At 56.2% G+C, this 20,995-nt stretch carries 9 protein-coding genes; 3 read left to right on the top strand and 6 right to left on the bottom strand.

The features are described from left to right. Window positions 1-636: 636 nt before the first annotated feature. The 3 genes from HDF14_RS24430 to HDF14_RS24420 all read right to left on the bottom strand — a co-directional run bounded on the left by HDF14_RS24430 (window position 637) and on the right by HDF14_RS24420 (window position 7,974). A complete protein-coding gene (locus HDF14_RS24430; protein ID WP_183981363.1) occupies window positions 637-2,583 on the bottom strand; it encodes an alpha-amylase family glycosyl hydrolase in 1,947 nt (648 codons plus the stop codon). Between the two features lie 56 nt (window positions 2,584-2,639). After that, entirely contained in the window at window positions 2,640-4,457 is a 1,818-nt protein-coding gene (locus HDF14_RS24425; RefSeq protein ID WP_183981362.1) for an alpha-amylase family glycosyl hydrolase, read from the bottom strand. A 103-nt stretch (window positions 4,458-4,560) separates the two neighbouring features. Beyond that, window positions 4,561-7,974 (bottom strand): TonB-dependent receptor, encoded by a 3,414-nt coding sequence (locus HDF14_RS24420; RefSeq protein ID WP_183981361.1) that lies wholly within the window; start codon window positions 7,972-7,974, stop codon window positions 4,561-4,563. 311 nt (window positions 7,975-8,285) lie between these two features. Between HDF14_RS24420 and HDF14_RS24415 the strand changes: the two genes are divergently transcribed. Both HDF14_RS24415 and HDF14_RS24410 read left to right on the top strand, forming a co-directional pair. After that, window positions 8,286-10,502, top strand: a complete 2,217-nt coding sequence (locus HDF14_RS24415) for a winged helix-turn-helix domain-containing protein (protein ID WP_183981360.1) — start codon at window positions 8,286-8,288, stop codon at window positions 10,500-10,502. 356 nt (window positions 10,503-10,858) lie between these two features. Continuing rightward, a complete protein-coding gene (locus HDF14_RS24410; protein ID WP_183981359.1) occupies window positions 10,859-11,146 on the top strand; it encodes a helix-turn-helix domain-containing protein in 288 nt (95 codons plus the stop codon). A 674-nt stretch (window positions 11,147-11,820) separates the two neighbouring features. Here the strand turns inward: HDF14_RS24410 and HDF14_RS24405 are convergent. Then, a complete protein-coding gene (locus HDF14_RS24405; protein ID WP_313899685.1) occupies window positions 11,821-12,333 on the bottom strand; it encodes an SEFIR domain-containing protein in 513 nt (170 codons plus the stop codon). Between the two features lie 859 nt (window positions 12,334-13,192). Between HDF14_RS24405 and HDF14_RS24400 the strand changes: the two genes are divergently transcribed. Beyond that, window positions 13,193-15,688, top strand: a complete 2,496-nt coding sequence (locus HDF14_RS24400) for a zinc-dependent metalloprotease (RefSeq protein WP_183981358.1) — start codon at window positions 13,193-13,195, stop codon at window positions 15,686-15,688. Window positions 15,689-16,065: 377 nt separating this feature from the next. Here the strand turns inward: HDF14_RS24400 and HDF14_RS24395 are convergent, their stop codons facing one another. Beyond that, complete coding sequence (locus HDF14_RS24395) at window positions 16,066-19,494, bottom strand: TonB-dependent receptor (RefSeq protein WP_313899683.1); 3,429 nt, start codon at window positions 19,492-19,494, stop codon at window positions 16,066-16,068. Window positions 19,495-19,756: 262 nt separating this feature from the next. After that, a complete protein-coding gene (locus tag HDF14_RS24390) occupies window positions 19,757-20,953 on the bottom strand; it encodes a glycoside hydrolase family 88/105 protein (RefSeq protein WP_183981356.1) in 1,197 nt (398 codons plus the stop codon). Between the last annotated feature and the right edge of the window lie 42 nt (window positions 20,954-20,995).

Below are 20,995 nucleotides of genomic sequence, written 5' to 3'. Positions count from 1 at the left end.
CGTACGCCAGCCTGCCTCCGTTAGGCGTCGTCCCTGATCGCGCATTTCAACTCTTGCAATAGGAGTTCTGGTTGCGATGAAGTCTTTCGCACTCACTCTAGAGCGAACAATTCACTCATTGAGCTGCTTGATCGGCTTTTCGGACAATTCCTGTAAAGTCGGATTTTCGGTAAGTTCATTTGCCAAATGGAGATAACAGGCGTGGGTGTTGAAAAACTCGAAATCTCAGAAAACCAGTACAAATTTGGGGATAGAAAATGTCTAGGCAACCTCAACAAATCGTTTGTAGGGCATCCGACGCGATCTATTTTCTGAGGATTTTTGCAAAGTGAGTTTTTCGACACCCACGCCTGTTATCGCCGGGTGAGGAAAGGGCCTGAGTGAATTTTCTACGAGGGCTCGCAATGTCAAGTGCATCCTGTAACGAATGCAAGGCCCGGGCCACTATCGATTAGTGGCAGGCCCTGGCCAACTGTAGACCCACTTTCCAAGCACCGCATCTGTGGACTCTTCCCGCAGGGGAAACGCTCTCCGGTTGGAGTGATTCGAAGACCGGGGCGCATGGCACACCAGTACGGTTGGCGCCGAGGTCCTTCTTCTTTGACGATAGCAACCAGTCACAAATATCTCCGGTAGTCAGCGAAGTTGTACGACCGTTAGGCCTAGGGGAGCGACGTTAGCGCTAATTGAATGCGAAGATACTTGGACTGAGTGCTGGTCGCCGAGTAACATCTCACTTCTAGTGCAGCCTTCCATTGCAGTTTCGTTCATTTCTATATTTAGCTTCCTGGCGGTAGCGGACTTGTTTGCAAGGACTAGAACTCTCTGCTGGCCTGCGGTACATCCGTGTTCCAGACTCAGTCCGCGCACATAAGCAATTGTGTCGTCATCGGACTGGACCAATTGTTGCCTTCCTTGCTGCAACTCCTTGACGCCATTTCGCAATGCTAAAAGCCGCTTGACGGCGTCGTGAACGCTCGCCTCGTCGGTGCTCCTTCGAGCGGGAAGGAATGCGTTTGTCGAGGATTCCTGTGGTTCGAAACCACCGGGGTGGTCTCTCCGATTATCGGGGTCCTCGCCGCCGGCCATGCCAATCTCGTCTCCCGAATATATGACGGGGGTACCACGTGTGGTAAGAAGAATGCCGAACGCCAACAATAGTTTTTCGGGCGTCGCTCCGGGTTCGCTCATGAACCGTTTCGTGTCGTGACTGCCGAGAAGAGTTACTAACCGGTCGGGATGAGGGTACACGCTGTCTTGCCGGAACAAATTTGCCAGATCTGTCATCGGCGCATTCCGAACAGTGACATCTCGTATGACTGAAAAAAATGGGTAGTCGAAAGGAGTGTAGAGACCTGTGTCGATATCGGTTGTGCCACCGCTGCGAACAACGCCTCCAGCAAAGAAAGAGTTGAGCATGGGAGGCATGGCGAAGGTTCCGTTGAATACCTCGCCGACCGTTGTCAGGTGGGGAAAGATCTCGGTGAGTTGGGCGTGAAAATCATGCCAGAATTGACGTCCTACGTACGGGAAAGTATCCAATCTGAGGCCGTCGGCAGAAGTCTCCTGGACCCACCAGATTGTGTTTTGTATCAGATACTGAGCCGCGAGAGGATTCTCTTGGTTCATATCCGGCAGGAGATCGACGAACCATCCATCGAGAACATCTTTTCGGTCTCGCGCGGAAGTATCAGGATCCATGAGAGCGCGGAAGTTGCCTTGAGCGAGTCGATGTTGCGCGTTTGTTCCGTGGAACCAATCTGGAGTGGGTGAATCCTCAACCCACGGATGCGCCGGACCGACGTGATTTGGAACGATATCCAAAACCAGCTTCATGCCTCGAACGTGCAGGTCGTTGGCAAGCGCGGTGAGATCGGCAAGCGTGCCAAAGTGTTCGTCCACTTTGTACATATCGGTCGTACCGTAACCGTGATAGCTGTCTGGCTCGCGATTCTGATCGACCGGGGTGATCCAGACGGTGTTTACACCCAGATCCTGAAGGTAGTCGAGGTGCTGTCGAATCCCACGAAGATCGCCGCCATGCCAAGCGTGCGGATCGTTGCGGTCGTATGTCATGCCTGGTTGACGATTATTGCTAGGATCGCCGTCTGCAAAACGGTCGGTCATGATGAGATACATCGCGTCTTGCGACGAAAATCCCTGTGGGTTTGCGGCGGGCTTCTCGCGTGCAGCGAGGGTGTAGGAAATTGACGTGGCCCCAGCGGAGTTTCGTGCTTCGAGGAGGAATGAGCCTGGTTTTGCCGACTTGATGCCAAGCTTTAGGAACGCCCAATGACCATTTGGAGAGGTACGTACGAGATCGATGGTTGTGTCTGAATTTTTGATGGAGAACTGTGTCCGTTGCAGATGTTCTCCCTGAACTAACAGCACCGGGTCTGGCAACTGTGTCCACCAATTGGGAGGATCTATTTTTGAAAGGACCGGCGCCTGGGCAAACCCGAGTGGTCCCGCCGCACAAAGCAGAAGGAGGAGCGCGAGTGAGAGGATGTGGTTCGACGGAAGATGCTTTCCTCTAATCGATGAATCGTTGATTGTACCTGCGATATGACGTGAACAATCCATCTGCGATCTCCTTCATGAGAGGTCGGTATCTATTTCGAGCCTGTGAGTCGGACTGCCTAATCGAGGTCTGAAATTACCGCTGCATTGGCGGCGAGATGGACTGTAAGAGTGCCGGTGTTGATAGAGATTGAGTTGGGCGAGCCTAAGAGGACCGTGCTTCTTTGCGCGTTCTGAATCTCTGCCTTGTCGGTCTTGATAACGACGTCTGCCGCTTCGCTGCCTTTGTTCACGGCAACTAGAGTTCGCTGCATTCCATGGGTTGAGGTGGTAAGTGTGCGAACGTACACGATAGTGTTGTTGTCGGCGTGGAGCAGTTGTTCGGTCCCGGTCTGAAGGGCTGGGTGGGAGCTGCGAAGAGCAAGAAGATTTTGAAGTAGTGAGAATGCTTTTTGTTGATCGGGAGAGCGCCCTGCTGGATTGAAGGCATTATCCTGCGTGGGACCAAAGCCTCCGGGAAAATCGTGGCGATTGTCCGGGTCTGCTCCTCCGCGCATAGCGATTTCGTCGCCAGAATAGATCTGCGGTAAACCTCGCATGGTGGTGAGAATAGTAAAGGCCAGCTCAAGAGTATTGGATGAAGTGGCACCGTCGAGAAAACGAGTCGTGTCGTGGTTCCCGAGGAAAGGAACGAGGCGCTCAGGATGGGGATATAGGTTGTCGAGCCGTAGGACGTCGGCGAGTCTGGTCATCGGCGCGTCCTTCAGAAAGACATCGCGGAGAGCAAAGTAAGTGGGGAAGTCGAAGGGGGTGTCGAGACCTGTGTCGATGCCAGTGCGAGTGACTCCGCCAGCGAACGTGGAAGTTATCGTAGGATCGCTGTTGAATACCTCTCCCACCGTGGTGAGGTGTGGGTAGAGCGAGTGGAGCTGGGCGTGGAAGCTCTGCCAAAAAGCGCGACCGACGTACGGGAAAGTGTCGATACGTAGGCCATCGAGACGAGCCTGTTCTGTCCACCAGACAGCGTTTTGCGTCAGGTATCGGGAGACGGCAGGATCCTCCTGATTGAGATCGGGAAGAGTGTTGGCGAACCATCCCTGAGTCACATTGATTTGGTCGCGCCAGGGGGCGTGGGGATTGGTGAGGGGAGCAAAGTCTGTTTGAGCGAGCGTGTGATTTTCAAGCGTGCCATGGAACCACGTGGGATCAGGACTGTCGCGAACCCATGGGTGGTTTGGGCCGACGTGGTTTGGAACGGTGTCGAGGACGAGCTTCATGTGACGAGCATGTAACGCCGCTGAGAGATCTCTCAGATCGGTGAGGTTGCCGAAGTGTTCGTCGACGGCGTACATGTCGGTTGCACCGTAGCCGTGATAGCTCTGGTTGCCGTGATTTTGATAGACGGGCGTAATCCAGACGGTGGTGATGCCGAGCTGCTGCAGGTAGTCGAGGTGCTGAGTGATGCCGCGAAGATCTCCGCCGTGCCAACCGCGGGATTTGGCGAGTTGAGCATCGTGATCAGGTCCATCATTGGAAGGATCGCCGTCTGCAAATCGGTCGATCATGATGAGGTACATCACGTCTTTTGAGGAGAATCCGGAGAAGCCGCCGGAGGGGTTTCGGCGAGGTGCGAATGTATAGGCGACTGTGGTTGCGCCCCTTGATGTTCGCGCGGTGAGCCGGATGGTTTCCATTCGAGCGGGCGAGGCTGTCAGCCAGATTTGAGCGTAGTGGCCATTATCGGAGATGACTGTTTTTTTGATGTGTAAGGCAGCGTCGCTCAAGGTGAAACGTGCGTCGTTCAGGTTTTGCCCTTTTGCAAGAAGCATGGGGGCAGGCATCGTGGCCCACCAGTTCGGTGGATCTACTTTGTCGATTTGCGGAGACTGCGCGAGCGCGGAGACGGAGCACGCGAAGACAAGAAGGAGGCGGCGCATGGAACAGATCCTCAAAAAAATACGCGACGGCGCGAAGATTGAATTGATGAAGACAAGCGGCACCAGAGAGACGCGCTCAGAGGTGCCGCTTGGATAGAAGCAGTTAGAAGTTGATGTGGGCTGCGAGCTCTAACTGGCGTTCGGTGTTGAGGCGAATGCTGTTAATGCTCCCGAACCCGTTGTCTGCTCCACTGGTATTTGCACCAGTGGTAAAGACGGTGTTGGATCCGGGGATGTTGGTGCCATCGTGGATGTTGGTGTCCGGATTTCCGAATTGCGGTGTGTTGAACAGATTGTAGGCTTGAGCGCGGAACTCAGCGTTGACCCGTTCGGTAACGCGGAATCCCTTGAAGATTCCAAGGTCTACCGTTTTATAGCCAGGGCCGGAGAATGCGTTGCGCTGCAGGTTTCCTGGCCGTGTGAAGATGCCGGACGAGTTGATGGGGGGAAGGCCGAAGACGCCGGTAAAAAACGTGCGATTGTTGGAGCTGTTCGATCCGCCAACGAGCTGACGCTTCACTTTGCTAAAGCTGATGAGGTCGGGCCGGTTGTCGATCGTTCCGGGACTTCCTGTGGTGCTGAAGTCGATCGGTGTGCCGCTGTCGAGTGTGACGATTGTGTTGAGCTGCCATCCTCCGAGGAGCTCATCGAGGCCACGGTTCATGTTTGCGCCAAACATTTTGCCGCTGCCGACGGGAAGCGAGTAGACGGCGCTGGCGACAAAGACATTTCGCTGGTCCTGATCGGAGTTGCCGTAGTTGGCGCTCAGGTCTGGACCGGCCGGGGTGATGAAGATACGTCCGCTTGAGCTTGCGCCGGTGCCTGAGCTGAAGGCTCCGTTTGAATTGTCACGCGAATGCGACCAGGTGTACGCGACGGTTGCGAGCAGGCTCGACCCAACACTGCGGTTGAGATAGACCTGCAGGCCGTCATACTTGGAGGAGCCGCCTGCGAGACCTTCCGTGATCGTTCCGCGGTTCGGAAAGAGGCCGGCGGTGGTGCCGTCGAGGACGGGCGAGTTGGCATTGAACCAGGTCATCAGGTGATCCGATTTGTTGCCAACATAGGCGATGTTCACCGAAGTCGCGTGGTCGAGTTGTTGTTGGATCTGCAGGTTGTACTGCGTGACTGCACCGTTCTGATTGTTTACTGGCACAGAGATGACAGTTGCGTTAGCGAGGTCGATTGAGTTGATCGCCCCGGGGCCAAATGCAGGTATGGGAAGAGCAGCGGTGGCGGTGGCGGCATTGCCCGGGATGGTGGGGCTTTGGCCAGTGAATGTAATGCGGTAGCCATTGGTGGCGGCATATTCATTGATACCGTTGAAGCCTGGCTGGTTGGACAGCTGATTGCCTACTCCTCCCCGATCGAGGAAGTAGAAGATGCCGTAGCCGCCGCGGAGCGAAGTCTTTCCGTTTCCGTAGAGGTCATAGGCGAAGCCGACGCGAGGTGCGAAGTTGTTCTTGTCAGTGTTAATAAGCGAGCGCGAGTTTCCATTGACCCCGGCGACCTGGAGGGTGCCGGTCGAGAAGTCGTAGTTCGCTTGATTGTTGTTCTGCTCGTAGGGATAGGTGTAGAGATCGTAGCGGATGCCCAGGTTGAGAGTCAGGCGGCGATTTACTTTCCAGTCGTCCTGTACAAAGTAGCCAGTCTCATAGTTGAACGTCTTGAAGAAGGTGCTTGCCGCTCCAATCTCGTAGTCCGAGAAACCGGCAAGGATCTCTGAAGTCTCGTAGCCGGTGAAGCGTCCGGTCCCAGGAAAATTGACGCCGCCAAGGACAAAGTAGCCCTTCGAGTCATTTCCCTGGAAGAAGTCGACTTCACGACGGATGATATTCGCACCAGTTTTCAAAGTGTGTTTGCCGTGAGTGTAGTTAACACTGTCAAGGTACTGAAATGTCTTTTCAGGGACGGAGTACGGGCCGCCGTCACCGGTGTACTCGATCTGGGTGTTGCTTCCGCCGATGAGAGCGCCGCCTCCCAGGAGTGAGTTGCGATTGGCGTTGACGATGCCGAGATTGGCAGAGATCGGTGTGCCCTGGTCAGGGTTCACATATGCGAACTCAGGACGAATATAGCCGAACCGGAATTCGTTGACGAGGTTCGACGTGAAGATGTGGGTGTAACCCGCCGCTCCGCCTCGTGGGTGATTTACGTTTCCACCCGAGGCAAATCCTGCCGGCAGGTTCGTAAAGAGACTGTTTACGTCCAGGTTGTCCTGGCCATAGCTGTAGCGTACGAAGACGGTGTCCTTTTGCGAGACGTGGTAATCGAGGCGGGCGTCGAAGTCGTTGAAGTTCTGGATGGCATTCCGTACGGCAAAATAGTTATTCAGTACACCCGCCCGGGTGGGTGCATCAAAGGCATTGAGATAGTTGAGCCCCGCTGAATTGATACGATCCTTTGGAATGATGTTGCCGGCGAATGGCTGGCACGTGGTCGGATCATAGATCGCTCCAACAACAGGTGTGGCACCGGCGGGAAGCGCTGGGCAGCCGGTGGCCGACGCGAAGGCTCCGGGATTGCTGGTCACGTTCTGACCAAGAAGCTCGGAGAAGTTCCCCTGGCGCATAAGAGCGGTCGGTACGGTGTAAAAGCCGGTGTCCTTCGGCTGCTTCTGACGTAGAGCCTGATAGTCACCGAAGATAAATATCTTGTCTTTCCAAAGCGGACCACCGACCGCGCCGCCGAACTGTTTGCGCTGGAATGCGGGAGCAGGGTTGCCAGGGTTGAAATAGAGAGGGTTTGCATCGAAGATCTGATCGCGGAAGTATCCGAACGCCGAGCCGTGGATGCTATTGGTCCCCGACTTTACGGAGTTTTGCAATATGGCTCCGCCGGCACGGCCGAATTCGGCAGGAGCGACCGAGGTTGTAACGCGGAACTCCTGGATCGCCTCGGGAGGCGTAAAGAAGACGATGGAGTTGACGAGTGACTCATTGTTATCGACCCCATCGAGGATGAAGTTGTTGGACTGCTGACGAAGCCCGTTCACCGCAAGCGCGCCGCCGCCTGAGTCGGAGTAGCGGAAGGTTTCGACGTTGCCATTTCGGCCGCTTGCGTCGGAGTTGAACGCTCCACGTGTGACGCCAGGGATGAGGTTCGCGAGTGATGTGAAGTTGCGACCATTGAGCGGGAGGTCGGTGACCTGCTTTCCTTCGATGACCGAGCCGGTGGAAGAAGTCGAGAGGTCTACAACCGGTGCGGCGTCATTAACTTCGACGGTCTCGCTGGAGGCACCAACGGGCATCTTGAACTCGACCGTCTGGACCTGGGAGACCTGAAGCACGAAGGCCTGATTCACACTCTGAAAGCCAGCATGGCTGGCTTCCACTTTATAGTTGCCTCGAGGCACGGCGGAAAAAGTGAAGTTGCCGTCGCTCCCGGCGGTAAGAGTTTGGGTTGCTCCGGTGTCTGTGTTGGTGAGCTTCACGGTAGTGTCAGGGACCACGGCGCCGGTTGGATCCGTGACGATCCCGGTGACGCGTCCGGTGTCGGTCTGCGCTCGTAAGCTCAAGCCTGAGACTAGGAGTAAGCAGACTATAGATAGCAACAGATTTTTAATGAGAGATCGGTAACCAGAGGGTGTATTCACGGTGAAGCCTCCTAAAAGACAACTCAACTGAAGTAGTTCTTTGAACTTTTCATGTTGCGGGTAGAACATTGTCGGTTCGCTGACGATCAACGCCATCGTCCGAACGTCTTTTATGAGCTATCTTTTCGTCAACAGATAAGTTGTTGATTCTTAGGCAACTAAATTCGCGCGATCAACAGCCAAAACGGGCCCTACTCTGCGCAACATGCTAGACTTAGGTTCTAGGCCACGTCATGCCGTCTCATAGCGATACAGTCTCGAAGGTCAGTTTTGGAGTGTTTGAAGCCGATCTGCAAACGGGAGAGCTTTGGAAGGCGGGTCGCAGGGTCAAGTTGCAAAGCCAGCCATTTAGAGTACTGACCTGCCTTATCGAACGGGCGGGTGAAGTCGTCAGCCGGGACGAACTTCAGCAACAAGTGTGGGGCCCCGACACCGTCGTCGATTTCGATCATTCCATCGGCACAGCTGTTAATAAGATCAGGGACGCATTGGGCGACACCGCGGACAATCCCCGGTTTGTGGAGACACTCGCCAAACGCGGTTATAGATTTATTGCGCCAGTCGCAATTCGGACTGCAGCACTTGAAACAGGCATCTCTGGCGAACGCTATGTGTCGGATACCATCGATGCGCAAGCCGTTTTGGTAGTGCCTAGGACTGCCGACGCCGAATCAACTTCTACGCATCAAGACTTGCCAGTTCAAGCTGCGACTGTTACTTCGCCAAAGCTTGGAGTCTGGGTTGTTGCGGCTTGCTTGGGGGCTGTTCTGGTTGGCATCGGCGGTTTTTATGCTGGCTCAAGGCGACCTGGCCCGCTACCACGGATAGAACGGCTTACGCGGACTGACTGGATAGCCCCGGGTACGCCGGCAACTGAGAGTTTGCCGGCATCAGCCACGGATGGATTAAGGATTTTTATCCCCGTAATCTCCGGGGGCAGATCAGTCCTGGCACAGGTAGACGTACGAACGGGCGAGGTTCAAAAGCTTCCCCTGCCAAGCGAGATCTCCTCTCCTACTCTTGGTGACCTGTCGCCCGATGGCTCAACGCTGCTCCTACGCAACCACCTGTCTCCTGAATCTGAGCAACCGCTATGGACGTTCTCGACGGGAGGGGGTACGGCGCTGCGACTGGCCAATGTCATAGCGCACGACGCAACCTGGATGCCCGATGGTAAGAGGGTTCTTTATGCGGCCGGAAATCGACTGTTCATCAGCAGGTTGGAGGATGGGACGTCTACACCTTTTGCAACGCTCCCAGGTCGAGCCTTCTGGCTGCGTTGGTCGCCCGATGGAAATATCCTCCGATTTACGCTGATGGATCCCGTGGATCACACCCTTGGCCTCTGGGAGACCAGTAGGGACGGTCGGTCATTGCGACCGATTCTGAGTAGTTGGACAAAGCCTTCTTCTGAATGCTGTGGGATATGGACCGGAGACGGTAAATACTTCGTCTTCCAATCTGATAGAGGCGGCAGCAGTGATCTTTGGCGGCTTGACGGGAAGAAGATCGTGAACCCGGTACGCGTGACGAACGGTCCGTTGAGCTTTGCCGGTCCTGTCACTTCGCGCATTGGGCACCGGATCTATTTTCAAGGCGTTGAAACCCAGTCTTTGCTGCAGCGTTATGACGAAGGACGGCGAGAGTTCGTGTCTGCCCCCGGGTTCTTGTCCGACGCCAACAGGATCGAATACTCACGTGATCGCCAATGGGTTACCTGGACGGACCTTCAGGGACGCCAGTGGAGGGCGAAGTCCGACGGCACTGAGCTCATCCAACTCACACCGGACTCGCTGCAGGTGTTCCATGCACACTGGTCACCTGACGGAAAAAAACTCGCCTTAATGGCGCGCGAACCCGGCAAGGCATGGCAGATATACACGGTCGCTGCAGATGGTGGAACTCTTGAGCAACCTCTTCACGAGAACCGAAACGCCGCTGACCCATCTTGGTCCGACGATGGGCAGTCAATCGTCTTTGGGCGGATACCCGACATCATGGGCAAGGAAGACGGTCCCAGAGCTTTGCAGATCCTTGATCTTCGAACGCACAAACAAACTCAACTTCCAGGCTCTGAAGGGCTCTTCAGTCCGCGTTGGTCTCCCGATGGACGATATATCGCCGCGATCTCACTGGACCAGCGCAAGCTCCTGCTGTTCGACGTAGCAACACGTAGTTGGCGGACGCTAGCAGATACGACAGTTGCGGACCCGGTATGGGCCTCGGACAGCAAGGCCATCTTCTTTCATGCCTCTTCCGCGGACATGCAGCCCATCTACCGAGCCTCAATCTCTGATGGTCAGCTTGAACAAATTGCGAATCTTTCCGACTTCAGCGGAGGTGACACAGAAGACTACTTTTTCTGTGGCCTTACGATCGACAACATCCCTATTGTGCGATCAAGAACCGGAACAGGAGATCTTTACACGGTCGATCTCGACAGCCAATAGCAATTTGGTCTCTGTGGGTATCGCGGTATCTGTGAAGATGGCTTCCGTATCACTCGGGCAGTGGTCTTTGCTTCTCGGGATATGGATGGACTGGCAGCCGGGTGGCACCTGGAATGATTGAACAATGTTGCAAGTGTGGGCGGGCAGGAGATGCCGGCGGGTGTATTTTCGGTGCACTCGCCGTTGCGGGCTAGATGCCAGCCGGTAGGGCGGGTTCGCTGGTGATTGCGAACAATACGTCGATGGTCTTCTCAAAGGAAGATAAGCCTCCGGCAACTTCCCGCAAAGTCAGGCGGTCTCAACCGGTCGATGCAACACACCATCTGATATGAATTCGATTTCTAAAGGTGGTGTTTATGGCACAAGGAAAAGGGAACAGGCTTTCCACTGAGCAGCGGATCGAGATGTGGCGGCGCTGGAAGGCGGGCGAGTCGTTGCATGACATTGGGCGAGCCTTCGGTAAGGGGCATGGTTCCATTCGGTTCCTGTTGACGCAGCGCGGCGGGATCGTTCCTCCCGCTCGTCGGCGTTCACCGCGGACTCTGACGCTGGCCGAGCGGGAAGACATCTCACGAGGAATCGCAGCCGGTTCGACGATCCGGGAGATAGCCAGCAGGTTGCAACGTCCTGTGTCCAGAGTGTAATTTTCTTGTAGCCTGCCGCGCGCGCGAAGTACGTGCACTCGTCTACCAAGGCCTTGCCGAGGCCTCTGGCGCTCGCTTCGACGAGCAGCAGGCGCAGCTTTCAGCGACGACAGGATTTCCGAACAGCCTGGCGGGTGGCATGCATCGCAGCTTGTGTGCCTGACCTCAACTTCCACGATCTTCGCAGGACCGCTATCAGGAACATGCGCCGGGCTGGCATTCCCCAAGTTGTGCGAATGAAAATCAGCGGTCGCAAGACCGATAGCCTCGAACGTCGCTATTCGATCACTGATAACGAGGATATTGAGAATGCTCGCGAGTTGATGGAAAAGCGTTCCTCTATCGCAAAGATCGAAATGAAGCCGAGGTAACTCAACATCATAGCGACTGGAAATCAGGATCTATTCCGGGCATGAACTGCATGCGCTTGTAGCTTCCTTTAATCATCTTCCTATGAAACTTTGAGAACACCTCTACAACGTCGTCCTTGGTGCCAAGGAACTCGTCGCCCTGACTGGTCTCCAAACTGTGTTTAACCTCTCCGTTTATCTGCCACTGACGAATGAGTGCATACACCCAAGGCCCGGGGGTGCCGGGTTTATCGTATTGCGCATGAAATTCAGCCTGTGGTCGTTTCTTGAGAGGACCTAATAACGTCCCGGCATTCTGCTCTGCTAAAGCCTCTCCGGCCGCTTGCAGGAAGATTTTAGCTTTCGGTTCTGCCTTCTTTGAAAGTCTGGCTTGCTGCCAAGTGGTGGCGGCTCGATTGGCTCTCCGTGCAGTACGCGAAGCAAACTGTCATATTCATCTTCGCGGATGGGATCGTCGGTGAGATTCACATCCATGCGGCTTTTGAGATATATGGGTGTCGCAGTTTTATACGTACCGCTCCGGAGAACCGGCAGAAATTTATTGGTTAGAATGTCCTCTGCCATCTGACCTGTAATCACTGTCGACTCGTATCCAACACCACCTTCCCGATTGTCGGCTCGCTTGGCATATTTGTCCGTGCAGATGACGATCACGAAATCGCTTGTAGCGATAGCTTGTTCCATGAAGTGGGTTTTGTCTTGTCCGGGTTTTAGGTACCACGTATCGAGGATTGTTTCGCCGCTCTCGCCCTGTAGTCGTACCGCAAACTTCAACACCCATGCTTTATGCTCCGGGCAATCCCACGAATACGATATGAAGGCACGCGGTGCTGTAGAAGTAGGTTTTGCGAGAGGGATGTCTGTAGCTGCGGCGGGTGTCTGGATCTCCTGCTGGAGCAGATATTCCTTGCCTTCGTCGCTTACCTTGTGAAAGCCGAACCGGACACATCGACGAGGTATCCTTCATTGACCAGTTTCGTCCACGAGGCGCCAAGCAAATGTTCTTTTGACGGCTGATTTGTCGACCTCTTGGTAGCCGAAGGCAAGTCCATAAGGGTCACCCGTCAGGATGAGATTATGTTTGCTAAGCGCACTGGTATCGCGACGACCTATCTTTTCGAGCCTTGCCAGAAGAAGTCGCGATTTCTGCTCTAAGGGCAGCTTCTTCAGTGTTCAAGGGTAGGAGCGGTTCAGACAGGGCGTTCGCGGGGTCGTTCATTTCAGAACATTACATTGATGGCCTTCCTGAAGTGGTCTTGCAGCGGAACGGCGATAGTCGGGATACAGGGGATACTCAGTTTTCCTGGAATCAGCGACTTGAGGCTCCAAGATACCCGGTGATACACTCATCTTTAGGTTGAGGTGCTAGCGCCGCAAGGCATAGGGTTCAAGTCCCCTCGTCCGCACCAATCCAAAGAATCAATGAGATATGAGAAGGCCAGCCCTAATCGGCTGGCCTTATTTCCTGACACCGTAACGGCTTTTGTAACGGTTGCAAAAAAGGGCCGTTACAACTACAGCCTATTGATCCGCCTGATCACTAGATCGGATTCGCTTGGACCAAGTATCAAGGACATCGGCGGAACGTCCCGACGAAATGATCGGCCAGCGTGAGGTAGCGAAGGTTGTTAACCCGCAGGCGGTATGCGCCGATCCCCTGGTGTAAAACAAAATAATGCCCAACCGCCCGACCCTGGCCCTCCTCGCACTCTCCGCGATCCTCCCCGCCACACTCTCCGCACAAACCATCGCCGCCAAAACCACCGGCATGAAGCACCTCGACGGCTATCTCCCACTCGACTGGGACGCCAAGACAGGCAAGCTCTACCTCGAAATTCCTCATCTCGACGCCACAGGCCACAGCCCAGAGCTCATCTACACCCACTCCCTCCCGTACGGCACCGGCTCCAACGATCTCGGCCTCGATCGCGGCCAAATCTCCTCCGGCGAAGTCCTCCACTTCGAGCGCACTGGTCCCAAAGTCCTCCTCGTCGAACCAAACCAATCCTTCCGCTCCACCTCCACCGACCCGCTCGAGCAGCTAGCCGTCCGCCAGTCGTTCCCCGAGTCCATCCTCTACGGCTTCAAGGTCGAAGCCGAGGACCCCAACGGCGCCGTCCTCATTGACGCAACTAACTTCTACCTCCGCGACGCCCACTGCGTCGCCGAAACACTCACCACCACCAAGCAAGGCACTTACAAACTCGACCCCGACCGCTCCACCATCGCCCTCGACGCCACCAAAGCCTTCCCGAAAAACACCGAAGTAGAATCCATCCTCACCTTCACCACCGACGATCCCACCAAAGCCGAGTTCGTCAATAACGTCACCCCCGATGCCCACGCCCTCACCCTCCGCGAGCACCAGTCCTTCATCGAACTTCCCGGCCCCGGCTTCGCCCCTCGCCGCTTCGACCCACGCACCGGCTACTTCCCCGCCAGCTATCGCGACTACGCCGTTCCACTAGGCGCCCCACTCGACCAGCAATTCATCATCCGCCACCGCCTCATCAAAAAAGATCCCTACTGCAAACAAAACTGTGAAGCCGTCACCCCCATTCAGTACTACGTCGATCGCGGCGCCGCCGAGCCCATCCGCACGGCGCTCCTCGAAGGCGCGCGCTGGTGGGATCAAGCTTTCCAGGCCGCAGGCTGGGCCAAAGGCACCTTCCGCGTCGACATCCTCCCCGCCGACGCCGACCCCATGGACATCCGCTACAACATCATTCAGTGGGTCCATCGCTACACCCGCGGTTGGAGCTACGGCTCCGCCGTCGTCGACCCGCGCACCGGCGAAATCATCAAAGGCAACGTAACCCTCGGCTCCCTCCGCAGTCGCCAGGACTACCTCATCGCCGAATCCCTCCTGAGCCCCTACGAGAACGGCAAACCCCTCCCCCCCGCAAACGATCCCATGCTTGCGATGGCTCTAGCCCGCACTCGCCAGCTAGCAGCGCATGAAACCGGCCACACCCTCGGCCTCGCGCACAACTTCGCCGCCAGTTCCTTCCCCCACACCCCCGAAGAGTCCGTCTCAGTCATGGACTACCCCCACCCCTACATCACCCTCAACAAAGAAGACATCCCCACCCTCTCCGAAAGCTACGCCGTCAACATCGGCATCTGGGACAAGGTCGCCATCGACTACGGCTACCGCGAGTTCGACTCCGCCGGCAAACCAACAGAAGACCCCGCAGCCCTCAACAACATCCTCAATGCCAGCGAAAAAACCGGCCTCCTCTACATCACCGACGAAGACGCCCGCCCCCTCGGCGGCGCCCACCCCCGCGCCCATCTCTGGGATAACGGCACCGACCCCGCCGACGAACTGGACCGCATCCTCACCATCCGCACCGCAGCCCTAGCCCGCTTCAACCAGAACGCCATCACCACAGGTACGCCCATGGCACAGCTCGAAGACACCCTCGTCCCCCTCTACCTCCTCCACCGCTACCAAACCGAAGCCGCCGTCAAAGAGATCGGCGGCCTCGACTATCGCTACAACCTCCGCGGCGACGCCCAGTCCAACCCCGAGATCGTCCCCTCCGCCGAGCAGAAAAAAGCCCTCACCGCCGTCCTCAAAACTCTCTCCCCCGAAACCCTCACGCTGCCCGAGCCGCTCTTAAAAATCCTCCCACCCCGTCCACCCGGCCTCCCACGCACACGCGAATCCTTCCCCTCTGAAACTGGCCTAACCTTCGACCCCATCGCCACCGCCGAATCTGCCGCAGACCTCACCCTCAACGTCCTCCTCGACCCCGCTCGCGCCTCCCGCCTCGTCCAGTACCACATGCGCCTCGCCGACTCCCCCTCCCTCCGCGGCGTCCTCGAAGCCATCTCCAAAACTACCGCCGAGCGCCCCGAAGGCGGCCACACCATGTCCTCCGAAGTAGAACGCGCCGTCGAATTCCGCGCCCTGGAAGCCATGCTCTCGCTCGCCGTCAACCCCCAAGCCTCCACGCAGGCCCGCGCCATCGCCCGGTCTCACATCAACGATCTCCTCAAGCAGTGGACCACCGCCGCCCCACTCACCGACACCGCCGAAGCCATCCACCGCGCCGCCCTCATCGATCGCATCAACGACTTCAACCGCGATCCCGCCAAGTTCATCCCCGCCAAACCCATCGAAGCCCCACCCGGCATGCCCATCGGCAACGCCGACGACTTCTAGAGGCGTGCCGCGATACGCGCATTTTCCGAATCTGTGGGGATGGATGATTTTCCTCAAATATCGTCACCTGAGCGTGGAAGTCTCAGCGACTGCCTTCCTCTTCACGTCTCCGAGAGAACGACCGCAGTTACATGGCGCATCGCCGACCAAAACCTTTCTCTACGTACCTCCCGCCCGCTTCGTAAAAAGCGACAAAAAGGGTAGGTATCGCCCTCGATATCGGAGAGCGGTGCCAGAATATCGCCACTAGTTTCTGCGCAACGATAGTTTCCCTGCTCCAACAGCGAGAGGGCATCACGATGGATTGTGAACGCCCTCGTCCACTCATTCTGTCGCCTTGTAGCATCCCGTCGTTTGTCGTTCTCGAAAGAGAGCGATCAGAACAGAATGCGACCGCCCAGCTGGATGATGCGCATGTTGGTATTCGTCGCCTGACCTGAGATGACGCCGAAAGTACCGGTGTTGTTGAGGGTGGCCGCAGGCTGCCCCATGTTTACCATGTTGAAGACGTTGGTCGCTTCACCACGGAACTGGAACCTTACGCGCTCATAGATTGAAAAGTCGCGGAATATAGCGGCATCGACGTTGCGATAGCCTGGGCCATCAAGCGAATTGGCCCGAACCGTGCCATCGCGATCTCCCGCGCCTGCACCTGCCGGACAGCCTGTCGAGGCCACCTTGCAATATGCTGTCGTGTCGAACCACTGCAACCTGGAGACGGAGCGATTCCGGCTGGTATTGAGCACGTTCTCACGCTTCCCTACCGCGACGTTCGGACGATCGTTAGTGTTGCCGTCCATGTTGTCGTCGGTGCCGCTGGTGATGTTGAATGGAAGACCGCTGCGAAGTGTGACGATGGCCGAGATCGACCAGCCGTTCAGCAGCGTGCGTACGACAGGCTTGAAGCCACCGAAGTAATCTGGCTTCCACACACCCGATGCGACAAACTGGTTGCGGATGTCGTTGTCGGTGCGCTGCCGCTCGAGCGACATCATCCGATAATCCTCAGGGATGGTGGCGTTGCTATTGCCGATGTTGCCTTGCGTCTGCAGCGAGGCGCTCGCCAGAGCCTTGGCCCAGATGTAGAACCCGCTCACGCTGATGTGGTTGCTGAGGCGTTTATCTACCGAGATCTGCAGACCATTGTAGTTTGTGTTCTGACCATCTTCGATGACGTATCCGTTGCTCATGTACTTCGAATTAATGGCTGGATTTGCGCACGCCGTTCCCGAGCCAAACGGAATCGCGTCGAAAGGACGACGGCAGTTGTAGTTTGAGGTCGTGTTCAGAGCCGGATTGTCGGTGTTGTAGATCGGATCGTTCTCGTCGATGTAGAGCGGCAGTTTGCGGCTGAACGCACCCGCATAGTTGATGGTAACGGCAAGGTCCTTCGCAAGCTGCTGCTGCATGCCGAAGTTCACCTGCACGTTGTACGGCCACCGCATGCCCTCCTGCAGGAAAACCAAGGAGGCGGGCGAGACATAGCGCGGATTAGTCTTACTATAGACATACGGGAAAGGCGAGGTGCAGCCCGCAAAGTCCTGGCAGTCGGTCGAGTAGATATGTTGCAAGCTGGTGACGTGACTGAACGCGGCCGTCTCGCGAACAGCAAAGGGCTGGAAGTTCTGCGGCAGCATCCACTCGTTGCCTGCGATGCTGTTGAAGAAGAGACCGGCGCCGCCATGAAAGACCGTATGGCCGTTGTTGTACGGGTCGTAGGCAAAGCCGACGCGCGGCGAGAAGTGGTTGTAGTTTGTATCCACACCACCCTGCGGAACACCGGGATCACCGGGGAAGAGCTGGCCCAGCATGGCGTTCGGCGAGACAGTCGACTGTACGCCGGGACGGAAGATGGCGTAGCGTCGCTGTGTATCCGTGGGTGCCGTCTGCACGTCGTATCGCAGGCCAAGGTTCAGCGTAAGCGTAGGTAGCGCCCGGAAGTCGTCCTGCGCGAAGAAGCCGTAGTTCCAGTAGTTGGCGTTTGCATCATCGGGCGAGTCCTGTCCCATCGTGTTCGGGTGTCCAATCAAAAAGTCTGAAATGGCTGCGCCGGTTTTGTTGTAGGTCGCCAGAGACGATGCAGTGGTGGGGACCGTGGTGCTGGTAAAGCTGAAGGTTCCGTAGTTGTTCAGCAAGGTCTCAAGACGGTCTTTTTCAAGATAGACTTCGCCGCCGATAGAGAGCGAATGACGGCCCTTCGTCGTGTTGTAGACATCGCGGAGACCGTAGACGTTGTCGCCTGCAACCGGTCCACTGATCGCGTTGGCGAGATGGAAGAAGTTCGCAACGTTGATATCCGGCAATGACGGGGTTCCCTGAACGTTCAGGTCGGATCCATACGAAGCGAGCGAGATGTCAGGATTACTAATACGCCCGCCCATCATGCGGGTGTAACTCAGCCAGATCTGGTTGACCGACCGTGGGGAGATGGTCCAGACATCGCTGACGTTGGCGTTCTGCTGACGATAGTCGTAGTCGTTTACCGCCCATCCGGGAAGATTCGAGCCGGATGGAAGATTCTCTTGTGCGCCGTTCGACTGGTAGTAGGAGACGGTGAGGCGATGCGCGGCCGCAAGCTGATGCTCGACCTTGATGAGGAACTCGTCGGTCTGGTTGGGCAAACCTTCGTTTCCAATGAAGCGATTGTCGGTGCGGCCGGGAGTTGGTAGCGGCACATTTTTCGCAAGGACCGCCGCGGCTACCGGATCGGGTTGATAGTTCGGGTCCAAATCAAGGCGATTTCCTGCCACGGGCTTGTGGGTGATGGGATCGTAGACCTGAAACTGGCCACCAAAAGCAGTCGAAGACTGACCCTGTCCCGGCAGATTCTCGGAGAAGTTTCCCGCACGCTGCAGTTGATCAGGAACGACGGTGTTGAAGTTCACAGGGCTGATCTGGCGCAGACCCGCGTAACTGCCGAAGAAGAATGTCTTGTCCTTCCAGATAGGGCCGCCGAGTGTTCCGCCGAAGCGATTGATGTGTTCCGGCGTACGCGTCGTTTGTAGCCATGCATTCGAGTTGAAGTTTGTCTCCTGGTGGAACTCGAAGACAGAACCGTGCATCTGGTTCGTACCGGATTTGGTCAGCACAGTGATGATTCCGGCGCCTGTTCGACCGTATTCCGCGTTGAAATTGCTAGTCTGCACGGCGAATTGATCGATCGCATCTGGGTTTGGCAGCACGTTTCCGGTATTGCGCAGACCGGTCATATTGATGCCGCCGTCCAGGTAGTAGGTCACCTGGCCAACCATGTTGTCGGAGGAACCATTGATGATCACGTGTTGGGCGGGAAATCCGACAGTGTTTTCTGGAGGTCCCGCCGCCTGCACCCCGGGTGTGAGGTTTAGCAGTTGGTACACGTTACGGCCCACGATTGGGAGGTTGTCGACCTCGCGGTTGTCCACCGTTTTCCCGAGCACCGAGCTTCCGAGGTTGACCAGCGGCACTTCCGCCGTAACCTCGACCACGGAGTTGTCGCCGCCAATCTGAAGCGGCAGGTTGATGTTCGCCTCCTGCGTCGCGGTCAGTACGATACCGCTCTGCACCAGATCCCTGAAGCCGGCTGCTGACGCCTTCACGGTGTAGGGACCGACGGGCAGAAATTCTGCCCTATACTCACCTCGGGCATTTGAGGTCGTAGTCCGAACAAAATTGGTTGTCTTTTGGGTAATCGTAATGGTTGCGTTCGGAATTACCGCTCCGGTTGTGTCGACTACGTTTCCAAACATGGTTGCGGTGCTGAGCTGCGCCGACGCTCCGCCAACCAACGACAGCAAACACGCCAAGCACAATAACAAACTTTTCACTAGTCTTCTAAAAACCATTTCAGCCCCTCTGCCTCGAAAATGACACTCTCTGGTCGCCGCCGATTGTCCTGCTTTCACTTCACCGATACTCGCGACGCCATCCTCTTCTTACTTCGATCAAAAATCTCTTCCCTTGTCGGGTTTTGTTGCAACGACGAACATAAGAAACTTCTGTATATACAACTGTCAAGAATTAAAATTTTTGTAGTGCTTTTTTTCCCGAAAATCACCTTGTTCGAGATGGCCCACCGAAGGAGGCCGGCTATTGCCGGATCTGCCTCGGACTGTGTTTGTGGGTGCTCTCCATCAGCTCGCTGCCGGCCAGGAGAAAGCCGCCCACGCCGTATACATAGCTGGAAGAAGGTGTAAAGGAGTCGGGTGCGGCGCCGATTGGTTGAATCGCGCCCAGTCTGCCGTCTGCATAGATGTGCTTCACCATGCCCGCCCACGAGCGCTCCACGACCGGCCGAAATGTCTTTCTATCGAGGATGCCTTCATTGATTCCCCACGCTATCGCGTAGGTGAAGAACGCTGAACCTGAGACCTCGGAGGCCATGTACGCATCCGGATCAAGCAATCCCGTCTTCCAGAGCCCATCTGCCGTCTGAAGCTGCGCGATCCGCGTTGCCATCTCGCGAAATTGAGCCACGTAGCGATCTCTCGTCGGATAATTCTTCGGCATGAACTGAAGTACGTTCACCAGTCCGCCGAGGACCCATCCATTTCCGCGCGCCCAGAACAGAGGTTTGCCGTTTTTTTCTTTTTCGGTGAGATAACGGGCGTCTCGAAAGAAGAGGTGTTCTGCGGGCGAATATAGCAGGTCTGAGGTCACCTGCCAGTTTCGGTCGAGCGTTTCGAGATACTTGCTATCCCCGGTGATGGCGTACATCCTGACAAGTACGGGTGGCGCCATGAACAGCGCATCGCACCACCACCAGGTTGGCTTGCTCGCAACCACGGGCTCAGCACCCAGACGATCCATGATCTCCTTGGTCGCCGCCATACGCACAGGCTCCCTCTTGAGACGATAGAGGTCTAGATAGGCCTGACCGATCGCCTGATCGTCGGCATGCGGAAAGCGCGTATCTAGCAGCTTCCACTCAAACCCTTCACTGATCTTTGTGACCGCGTCGGAATACTTCGGATCACCAATAGCCCGTGAAGTTGCAAGCAGACCGTCATAGAGCGCAGCGTAGGTCCACTGTTGGTTGAATCTCCCTTTCGCGTCCTTAAGCTGCCAGTCGGCCACCTTGCGCATGACGCGTTCGATGTCAGCTCGATCCAGCTTTGCGGACAAATCTGACGCGAGTGGCCCGGGATCTGTCGGCGCATCGCCGCTGGCCTGTCGATCAACCGTCGTTCCTTGCTGCGGTCCTGCGGCACGCTGCGCAAAACACCGGATTTGCGAGGTTGAAACTGAAAATAGGAACAAAGAGATGAGAAAGGACTGACGATTCAAAGATGCCTCACAGGTGACAACCGGGTGACCGTTTTGACAATC

The sequence above is a fragment of the Tunturiibacter gelidiferens genome (genome assembly GCF_014201335.1).
GTDB lineage: Bacteria > Acidobacteriota > Terriglobia > Terriglobales > Acidobacteriaceae > Edaphobacter > Edaphobacter lichenicola_E.
Note: the sequence above shows the minus strand (reverse complement) of the source record. Positions and strands in the feature narration are given on the sequence as shown.

Coding starts and splice junctions, on each gene's coding strand:
- HDF14_RS24430 (WP_183981363.1), bottom strand. CDS start 2,583: ATGGATTGTTCACGTCATATCGCAGGTACAATCAACGATTCATCGATT.
- HDF14_RS24425 (WP_183981362.1), bottom strand. CDS start 4,457: ATGCGCCGCCTCCTTCTTGTCTTCGCGTGCTCCGTCTCCGCGCTCGCG.
- HDF14_RS24415 (WP_183981360.1), top strand. CDS start 8,286: ATGCCGTCTCATAGCGATACAGTCTCGAAGGTCAGTTTTGGAGTGTTT.
- HDF14_RS24410 (WP_183981359.1), top strand. CDS start 10,859: ATGGCACAAGGAAAAGGGAACAGGCTTTCCACTGAGCAGCGGATCGAG.
- HDF14_RS24400 (WP_183981358.1), top strand. CDS start 13,193: ATGCCCAACCGCCCGACCCTGGCCCTCCTCGCACTCTCCGCGATCCTC.